Genomic DNA, 9240 nt, shown 5'->3' on the forward strand with positions numbered 1-9240 from the left:
CCGGCCTCAGGTGCAGCGGAGGCGGGACTGCGCCCAGTCGGCGAGGGCCACCGAGTCGAAGTGCGTATGCGGCTCGACGACCAGCCGGATCGTCTTGCGGCCGGTCAGGTCGACACGTACGGGCACGGCCGGATCACCGCCCTTGACCAGCTGCGACCGCCAAAGCCGCACCCCGTCGGCGTACACGGCGAACCGAACCTGGCCGAGCCGCATCGTCATGTCGTCGACGCCGACGAGCGCCTCGTACGAGGTGCACTTGCGGTTGAGGTCGATGGTGACCGAGGAGCGGCCGTGCACGGTCACGCCGTGGCCGTACCGCTTGTCCGCGATGGACATGCCCCAGCGCTGCCACACCCAGCTGCTCTCGCCGAGCCGCATCTCCGGCTTGGTGCCGTCGCCGGTGAGGCCGTACTCCAGCTCGTTCCACTGGTAGACGACCGGCGCGGGCGGCGGCGTCGGGGTGGGTGTCGGCGTGGGCCGCGGCGGGGTCGGCCGCGGTGGCGGGGGCGGCTTCGGCGTGGGCTTCGGCGGCTTCGGCTTCGGCGCGGGCGGCGGCTTGGGCGTGGGCTTGGGAGCGGGCTTCGGCGGCGGCTTCGGCTTGGGCTCGGCCTTCGCCGGGGGAGTGGGCTTCGCCGGAGGAGCGGGCGGCGGGGGCGGCTTCGGCAGCGGCTTCGAGGGCGGCGGATTGCGCGGGATCACCGGCGGCATGGCGGACGCGGTCGGCTTCGGCTTCGCCTCCGGCGGGTCCTTCTTCTCCGGCCCACCGGCGAGCGCCACCGCCACGGCCACCCCGACCGCGACAACACCCGCCACGATCCCGACCTTCGCCGGGGTGCCGAGGCCCTCGGCCGCCGCGCCGCCACCGGCGGCTCCGGCACCGCCCGAGCCGCCGCCCGCGGCCGCGCCCGCGGCACCCGCCGCGCCCGCGCCCGCGACGCCGCCCCCGATGAGGGCGGCCACCTTGCCGTACCCGGCGGCACCGAACCAGCCGATGACGGCCACCGGCACGACGGCCGGGATGCCACTGGCGACTTCCTTGATCTGGCCCGCCGCGAGGCGGCAGTTGGCGCACTCCTCCAGATGCTTGCGCAGCCCCCGCTCGGCGCGGGTGCGCAGCCCGCCGCGGGCATAGGCGCCGAGCCGGTCGGCGTAGCGCGCGCACTCCTCGCTCTCGGTGAGCGTGGCGCTCACATGGGCCTGGAGGTAGGCCTGCTTGAGGCCTTCGCGGGCGCGGCTGGCCAGCACGCGCGTGCCGTTGGCGTCCAGGCCGAAGAGCGTGGCGACGTCGCTCGGCGACTCGTCCTCGACCTCCGTGTGCCACAGCACCGCCTGCCAGCGCTCGGGCAGGCTGCGGAAGGCCTGCATGGCGAGCGACTGCTCGGCCTCGTGCATGGCCCGCACGTCCGCGCCCAGGTCCAACGTTTCGTCGTCCGGCACCTCGGAGCCCCGGGCCGCCTGCGCGGCGAAGACCGCGAAGTCGTCGACCAGCTGCTCCCGCTTCGCCGACTTCGTCCATCCGGCCGCGACGCGCCGCACCGTGGTCAGCAGATAGGCGCGCACCGCGTGCTCGGGCCCCGAACCGGACCGCACGGCCTGGAGCATCCGCGCGAACACCTCGGCCGTGAGGTCGTCCGCGGTGTGCGCGTCCCGGCAGCAGGTGCGGGCATAGCGGCGCACCGCTTCGGCGTGCCTGCGGTAGAGCTCCTCGTACGCGGAGTCCTCGCCCGCACGCATCCGGGCGATCAGGTCGGCGTCGGGCGGCGGGGCGTCACCGGCGAGGGCGCCGGGCGTCCCGGCCTCCGTGCCCGGTGTGCCCGCCGAGCCCCTGCCGCGCTGGGGCGGCACGCTGGGGTCGGGTCCGGCCGCGCCGGAACCGGCGGCGCCGGACGCGGAGCCGCGCGTGCTCCCGCCGCCACCGCTGCCGCCGGGGCCGCCTTGGCCCGGAACCTGCCGGGAGGGCAGACCGCCCGACTCGCCATCGGTGGAGCTGGGCTCGTCCCGTCCGTCAACACTCATCGCGGAAAGCCCCCGCATGCACACTCAGACCCGGACACCGGGAAAGAGTGCCACACGGCCGCGCCCCGTCGAATAGGGACGACAAGCAACCACCCATCCGGGGCGCGTTACCGCAACCGAGCGCTACCGTTCACCCATTCGGGGAATGCTCAACTCCCCGGGGTCCGGGGGGAGTTGAGCATTCCGGCCCATGAGGGCCCGAACGGATGTTTACGAAGGCCGCGACCTGAGCCCCTCGAGGAGGATGTCGAGCAGGCGCGACGAGGCCGCTGCCTGCTGTGCGGCATCCGGCAGCGAGGGCGCCGCCGTCGCTATTACGAGCAGCACGTCGGACACCGTCACGTCCGTGCGCAGCTCGCCCGCCGCCCGTGCCCGCTCCACGAGCCGCCCGACCACGTCGAGCAGCGCCGCGGCACCCGCGTCGTCGCTCTCCCGTGCCGGAGCGGACCGCTGCTCCACGAGCCGCAGCTCCGGCGAGAGCGCCGGCGGCACCTGTCGCTGCTGCGGCACCCGGAGCTCGGTGGCGTCCGCCACCCTGACCCCGTCGACCGCCTCGGTGCCTTCGGCTCCCTCGCCCTCGTCCACGCTGACGCGCAGCACCTGGGGCGGAAGCAGCCGCCCCGCGCCCGAGGCCACGGACGTCCGCAGGAAGCGCGAGAGCGCCGACCACGGTTCGTCCTCCTGACCCAGTGCCGCGCGGGCCTGCTCGGTCAGCCGGGAGGTCTCCTCCTCGGCTATCCGTCGCACCAGTACGTCCTTGCTCGGGAAGCGGCGGTAGACCGTGCCGACACCGACGCGGGCCCGTCGCGCCACGTCCTCCATCGGCGCGCCGTACCCCAGCTCGCCGAAGACTTCGCGCGCCGCGCGCAGGACGTGCTCGAGATTCCGCTGCGCGTCCACGCGCAGCGGCGTCGTACGCGCTACGTCCCCCACTTCCCGTCCGTTTCCGCCCGAGGCGACGGCGGGTGCCGGCGCTGTCGCGGAAGTCCAGTGAGAGTCCTGAATGTGCATATGTGTTCCCCCGGTAATGACGTCTCCCCCCGGAGACACTCCCCGCCATTGATGACCGGCGTGTGAGGAGCGAGCTGCGCACGAATCCGGCAAACCGGACTCGACGAGCGCATCCCCCGACACCCCGACGTCACACGAACATAGTTGAGCCAGAGTCAATTCAGAAGAGGTGGGTTCCGCACAGGGTGCCCCCCGATCGGAGTACGCACCGGTTCCCACCCGATTGCACCCCACAACACCACCCTGCCACCACCCTCTGACCTGCGCACATTCCACACGGTCTGCCAAGCGGAGCAGCTGCCGCCACCCGAGGCTTCCAGTCATACAAATTGCCGAGCCTGTGGACAAACGCGAAGTGCGGGTGCGTCATGGGATGGTGACGGAACCTGTGCGCATTCTCGTTGTCGGCGGTGGCTACGTCGGGATGTACACCGCGCTGCACCTCCAGCGGAAACTCAAGCCGGAGCTGAGGCGGGGCGAGGCGGAGATCGTCGTGATCTCGCCCGATCCGTATATGACGTACCAGCCGTTCCTGCCCGAAGCCGCGGCAGGATCGATCTCCCCGCGCCACGTCGTCGTCCCGCTGCGCCGCGTCCTCGACCGGTGCCGCGTGATCGTCGGCGAGGTCACCGCGGTCGACCACGCCAAGCGCACCGCGTCCTTCACGACCCTCGCCACCAAGGAGGAGGGCACCGGCCCCCTCGACCTCACCTACGACGAGCTCGTGCTCGCCCCCGGCTCCATCTCGCGCACCCTGCCCGTGCCGGGACTCGCCGACTACGGCATCGGCTTCAAGACCGTCGAAGAGGCCATCGGACTGCGCAACCACGTCATTGAGCAGATGGACATCGCCTCCTCCACGCGCGACCCCGCCGTCCGCGACGCCGCCCTGACGTTCGTCTTCGTGGGCGGCGGCTACGCCGGTGTGGAGGCGCTCGGCGAACTGGAGGACATGGCGCGCTACGCGTCGCGCTACTACCACAACGTCAAGGCCGAGGACATGAAGTGGATCCTCGTCGAGGCCTCCGGCCGCATCCTGCCCGAGGTCGGCGAGGAGATGGGCAAGTACACCGTCCGCGAGCTGCGCCGGCGCAACATCGACGTACGCCTGGAGACCCGGCTCGACTCCTGTGAGGACCGCGTCGCCGCGCTCAGCGACGGCGCCCGCTTCCCCACCCGTACGGTCGTGTGGACCGCGGGCGTCAAACCGCATCCGCTGCTCGCCGCCACGGACCTGCCGCTGACCGAACGCGGCCGGCTGAAGTGCACCGCCGAGCTGACCGTCGACGGCGCCCCACACGCGTGGGGCGCCGGTGACGCGGCCGCCGTCCCCGACGTCACCGCCGAGCAGCCGGGCACCGAGTGCGCGCCCAACGCCCAGCACGCCGTGCGCCAGGCCAAGGTCCTCGGCGACAACATCGCCGCCTCGGTGCGCGAGCGGCCCCTCCAGGAGTACCGGCACAAGTACGTGGGCTCGGTCGCCTCCCTGGGACTGCACAAAGGCGTCGCGCACGTCTACGGACGCAAGCTGAAGGGTTACCCTGCCTGGTTCATGCACCGCGTCTACCACCTCAGCCGGGTGCCCACCGTCAACCGCAAGTCCCGCGTGCTCGCCGAATGGACGCTGTCCGGCCTGTTCAAACGCGAGATCGTCTCCCTGGGGTCGCTGGAACACCCGCGCGCGGAGTTCGAACTCGCGGCCGGGGGCGAGCGCCCGAAGGAGTCCTGATGACCTCCGGCCGGAACTCCCCGAGCAGGACCGGCGTCTGACGGATGTCAGTCCGGTCGGCCAGACTGGACGTGTGACCATGAGCGGGCCCGCAAGAGGGCACCTGAGAAGCAAGGGTCCGCTCCACGCCATGCTGTGTCTTCCCGGGAGGCGGCGCCGCACGCCGCACCGCCACCGGCCGAACGCCCGGCCGTACACCCCCGCCCGATCCAGAAGCGACACCACGAGGCCTACCGCAGTGAACTTCACGCGCTGGAGCGCCCGGCTCCCCGGAACACAGCGCCGCGCCGCGGCGCGCACCGAGACCGGCGGCTCCCCGGCACAGCGAGGCGAGAGCTCCGTCCCCGCGGCCCGCGCCGAGCGCACCGCGGAGCACTCCACCGACAGCGCCGGCGCCGCCGACGGGCCCGGCGGCGTCGAAGGACTGCCCGCCCGCGAGGTCCTCGACAGCATCCCCGCCCTCGTCGCCCTCGTGCACGGCCCCGACCACCGCATCGCGTACGTCAACGACGCGTACGCCACGGCGTTCGGCGCACGCCCCACCGGCGCCCCCGCGCGCGAGGCGCTGCCCGAGCTGGAGGAGGTCGGGCTGCTTCCGCTCCTCGACCAGGTGCTGCGCAGCTCCAAGCCGCGCACGGTCAAGTCCCGCAAGGTGCCCGGCGGCCGCTCGTACACGTTCACCTGCACCCCCGTGTCGCTGCCCCTGGGCGGGCCCGCCACGGACGCGCAGGACGGCGGGGTGCTCGTCTTCGCCGCCGACGTCACCGACCACGCGGACGCCGCCGAGCGCCTGCGCGCCAGCGAGCGCAGCCAGCGCGAGACCGCCGTGACGCTGCAACGCTCACTGCTGCCCCAGGAGTTGGAGCAGCCCGACGACCTGCGCATCGCCGCCACGTACCAGCCAGGAGGCACCGAGGCCGCGGTCGGCGGCGACTGGTACGACGTGATCACGCTCGGCGGCGGCCGCACCGCCCTGGTCATCGGCGACGTCATGGGGCGCGGCGTGCGCGCGGCGGCCGTCATGGGCCAGCTCCGCACGGCCGTGCGCGCGTACGCCCGCCTGGACCTGCCGCCGCACGAGGTCCTGCAGCTCCTCGACGGCCTCGCCGCGGAGATCGACGCCAGCCAGATCGCCACGTGCGCGTACGCCGTCCACGATCCGAACGAGGGCAGCCTGACGTACGCGTCGGCGGGCCACCTGCCGATCCTCGTCCGCGACGAGAACGGCACGATCCACCGGGCGGACGAGCCCACGGGCCCGCCGCTCGGCACCGGCGGCTGGCTGCACGCCTCCGGCTCCGTGCCGCTCGGCCCCGGCTCCACCGCCGTGCTCTACACGGACGGCCTGGTGGAGCGCCGCAGCGAGGACATCGACGAGGGCGTCGCCTCCCTGGAGCGGGCCCTGGGCGGCGCCACCGGCACGCCCCAGGTGGTCTGCGACCGCCTGATCCGCGCCCTGGGGGTCACCGCCGACCACGACGACGACGTGGCGGTCCTCGTCCTCCAGCAGCCCGCCCGCACCGGCGCGGACGCGGAGCTGTTCCGCAACGCGGCCCTGGAGCTGCTCGGCGGCGTGGAGGCGGCCCCACGCGCGCGTGCCTTCGCCACCGGCGTCCTCGCCAGCTGGCGGTTCCCGCCGGAGCTGCTCGACCTGGGCGTCCTGGCCGCCAGCGAACTGGTCGCGAACTCCCTCCAGCACGGCACCCCGCCGATGCGCCTGCGCCTGCGCCGCACCGACCGCCGGCTGATCATTGAGGTCACCGACGGCGACGACCACCTGCCCAGGCGCCGCCGCGCCGAGCCAGCGGACGAGGCGGGACGCGGCATCGCGATCGTCGCCACGATCGCTTCGAGCTGGGGCTCGCGCCGCACACCGGGCGGCGGCAAGGCCGTGTGGTGCGAGTTCGCGCTGCCGCGCGCGTAGGTCTTCATACGACTACGCGCGCGTAGGCGATGCCCACGCGCGCGTAGCTGACGATTTCCCCGACCGGCCTCTTAGGAGTGGGCGGTCACGGCTTCGGGGGCGCCCTCGCCCTGGGCGACGACCCGGCTCTTCTGGGCGTACGGGTGGTTCTGCGCCGGCGTGAGGTGCTTGCCGAGCCGCAGCGCGAGCACCGTGATGCCCAGCGAGAAGAGCAGGAACGTCACGATGTACGGAGCGTGCAGCGTGGCGCCCATGGGGCCGCCCACGGCCGGGCCGACCGCCAGGGCCAGCTGCTTGACCAGGGCGAAGGCCGAGTTGTACCGGCCGACCATCGAATCCGGCGCCAGATCGGCGACCAGCGGCGCCACGGTCGGCGCGAGCATGGTCTCGCCGATCCCGAAGAGGGCGTACGTCGAGATGAAGGCGGCGGTGGCCATGGCCTGGCTGCCGTGGCCGACGCCCGCGTAGCCCGCGGCGATCCACGCCACGGCCCAGATGACGCCCACGGCGGCGATCACCTGCGAGCGCTTGCGGCGCTCGACGAACCGCAGGACGGCGAACTGGGCGATCACGATCGCGCCGGTGTTGGCGGCGAGCGCGATGCCGAGCGTCGACGGCGAGATCCCGGCGGCCTCGACGCCGTACGCGGACAGGCCGGACTCGAACTGTCCGTAGCAGGCGAAGAACAGCACGAAGCCGAGGACGCACAGCTGGAGCATCACCGGGTTGCGGAAGACGTCCTTCATGCTGCCCTTGGCCTGCGGGGCGGCGTCCGCGATCCGGGCCGAGCGGGGCAGGCGCGCGGTCAGCATGACGCCGACGAGCACCAGGAAGATCACGGTCTCGATGGCGAAGAGCAGCGTGAAGTCACTGGGCCGCTCGTGCTTGACGAGCTGGCCGCCGATCAGACCGCCGACGCCGAGGCCCAGGTTCTGCAGGAAGAACTGAGTGGCGAACGCGCGCGTGCGGGTGTCCGGCGTGGAGCACTCGACGATCATCGTCGCGAGCGCGGGCTGCATGACCGCCTGGCCCGCGCCGAGCGCACCGGCCGACAGCAGCACGAGCGGCGCGCTGCTGGCCAGGCCGAGGCTCATGGCGCCGACCGCCGCGGTGAGCAGGGCGGCGACGAGGACGGGCAGCGGGCCGCGCCGGTCGATGGCGCGGCCGGAGAACGGCAGCACGATGAGCGCGGCCACCGCGAAGGCGGCGAGCACGAGGCCCGCCGTCACGGCGCCGAGGTCCCGGACCTGTGCCACGTACACGTACAGGAAGGGGACGGTAAAGCCGAGGCCGAACGCGCTCAGTGCGTTGCCCACGTGGATCCGGCGCATCGCGGCGCCCATCGCCATGGTCACTTTCACCTGCCTTAGGAGTGAAGACTTCGAAGCTAAAGTTAGGATCTAAACAATACACACCGAAGGACTTCGATGCCAACCACTCCCGTGCCATACTGCGCCCATGGGTGACACCCCCGGCCCCACAGAGCCGACACTCGAAGAGCAGATCGCCGCCTACCAGCGCGAGTTCCGGGACCTCGATCCCCAGGTCGAGAAGATCGTCTCGGCCCTCGGCCGCCTCAACCGGCGGATGAACGTCGCCTACGGCCGCCAGACCGCGACCCTCGGCATCAGCAACGCCGAGTGGGAGGTCCTCAAGGCACTGGTCCTCTCCGGCGCCCCCTACCGGATGGGCCCCGGCGAGCTGGCCAAGCGCCTCGGCCTCACGCCCGCCGCCATGACCCACCGCATCGACCGCATGGTGAGCGAGGGCCTGGTCACCAGGGAGCGCGACGAGTCCAACCGCGTACGGGTGATCGTGGAGCTCACCGGCGAGGGCCGGGAGAAGTGGCTGGAGGCGATGCGCCTCGCCACGGTCTTCGAGGAGGACCTCCTCCAGGACCTGTCCGCCTCCGAGCGGGGCGTCCTCGGCGAGGTGCTCACCCGGCTGCTGCGGCGCGTGGAGCACGCCCAGCCGGACGCGGGCGGCCGCCTCAACGACCTCGACTGATGTTCACGGATCCGGGGGTTGACACTGCCCTGGTGGGTCCGTAAAGTACTCCGAGTTGTCGCGGGGCCGTAACGGTTCTGCGACAGCGCATCTCGCCGCTGACGCGGCACCCAAACACCAGCACGACCTCCCCCCGGGACTGATTTCGGCATGTCCGAATTCAATTCCCGGAGCGCGATTTCGAATCGCCGGGAGAATCCGCTAAAGTTTGGGACGTCGGAACGGCCCAACAGCCGGGAAGGCAACCCGAGTTGACCGGGAATCAGGCCCGAAAGGATCTGATAGAGTTGACACCGCCGGAAGGCCGAAAGGCCGGAAAGCACCGAGGAAATCGGAACGGACCGGGAAGCCGGAAAGATCTGATAGAGTCGGAACCGCCGAAAGGCAAAGGCCCTCCAACGGCCACCGGAAATGAAATCCGAACCGGGAACGGAACGGAAAACGGATCTGGTAGGGTTGGAAACACGAAATACCGAAGGGAAGCGCCCGGAGGAAAGCCCGAGAGGGTGAGTACAAAGGAAGCGTCCGTTCCTTGAGAACTCAACAGCGTGCC

At 72.0% G+C, this 9240-nt stretch carries 6 protein-coding genes; 3 read left to right on the forward strand and 3 right to left on the reverse strand.

Annotation, left to right across the window (positions count from 1 at the left end; all coding sequences use genetic code 11):
* Positions 1-6: 6 nt before the first annotated feature.
* Positions 7-2016 carry a sigma-70 family RNA polymerase sigma factor gene (locus IG74_RS0135595; RefSeq protein ID WP_030685759.1) on the reverse strand — a complete coding sequence of 670 codons (2010 nt, stop codon included), beginning with the start codon at positions 2014-2016 and terminating at the stop codon, positions 7-9.
* A 210-nt stretch (positions 2017-2226) separates the two neighbouring features.
* Positions 2227-3027: a TetR/AcrR family transcriptional regulator gene (locus tag IG74_RS0135600; protein WP_030685761.1), complete on the reverse strand. Its 801-nt coding sequence runs from the start codon at positions 3025-3027 to the stop codon at positions 2227-2229.
* A 373-nt stretch (positions 3028-3400) separates the two neighbouring features.
* On the opposite strand from IG74_RS0135600, the gene IG74_RS0135605 reads away from it, so the two are divergent.
* Together IG74_RS0135605 and IG74_RS0135610 are read left to right on the forward strand one after the other, a co-directional pair.
* Positions 3401-4756 (forward strand): NAD(P)/FAD-dependent oxidoreductase, encoded by a 1356-nt coding sequence (locus IG74_RS0135605; RefSeq protein WP_030685767.1) that lies wholly within the window; start codon positions 3401-3403, stop codon positions 4754-4756.
* A 238-nt stretch (positions 4757-4994) separates the two neighbouring features.
* On the forward strand, positions 4995-6680 hold the full coding sequence (locus tag IG74_RS0135610) for an ATP-binding SpoIIE family protein phosphatase (RefSeq protein WP_030685769.1): 1686 nt from the start codon (positions 4995-4997) through the stop codon (positions 6678-6680).
* Between the two features lie 71 nt (positions 6681-6751).
* Here the strand turns inward: IG74_RS0135610 and IG74_RS0135615 are convergent, their stop codons facing one another.
* Positions 6752-8023: an MFS transporter gene (locus tag IG74_RS0135615; protein WP_030685771.1), complete on the reverse strand. Its 1272-nt coding sequence runs from the start codon at positions 8021-8023 to the stop codon at positions 6752-6754.
* A 115-nt stretch (positions 8024-8138) separates the two neighbouring features.
* On the opposite strand from IG74_RS0135615, the gene IG74_RS0135620 reads away from it, so the two are divergent.
* Positions 8139-8687, forward strand: coding sequence for a MarR family winged helix-turn-helix transcriptional regulator (locus IG74_RS0135620; protein ID WP_030685773.1), 549 nt, complete (start codon positions 8139-8141; stop codon positions 8685-8687).
* Positions 8688-9240: the final 553 nt, after the last annotated feature.

It is taken from the genome of Streptomyces sp. NRRL B-1347 (assembly GCF_000720325.1).
In the GTDB taxonomy this organism is placed as follows: Bacteria; Actinomycetota; Actinomycetes; order Streptomycetales; family Streptomycetaceae; genus Streptomyces.

What these genes read in the sequence shown, in the direction of transcription:
- IG74_RS0135605 (WP_030685767.1), top strand. Translation starts at nt 3,401, where the DNA reads ATGGTGACGGAACCTGTGCGCATTCTCGTTGTCGGCGGTGGCTACGTC.
- IG74_RS0135595 (WP_030685759.1), bottom strand. Translation starts at nt 2,016, where the DNA reads ATGAGTGTTGACGGACGGGACGAGCCCAGCTCCACCGATGGCGAGTCG.
- IG74_RS0135615 (WP_030685771.1), bottom strand. Translation starts at nt 8,023, where the DNA reads ATGGGCGCCGCGATGCGCCGGATCCACGTGGGCAACGCACTGAGCGCG.
- IG74_RS0135620 (WP_030685773.1), top strand. Translation starts at nt 8,139, where the DNA reads ATGGGTGACACCCCCGGCCCCACAGAGCCGACACTCGAAGAGCAGATC.
- IG74_RS0135600 (WP_030685761.1), bottom strand. Translation starts at nt 3,027, where the DNA reads ATGCACATTCAGGACTCTCACTGGACTTCCGCGACAGCGCCGGCACCC.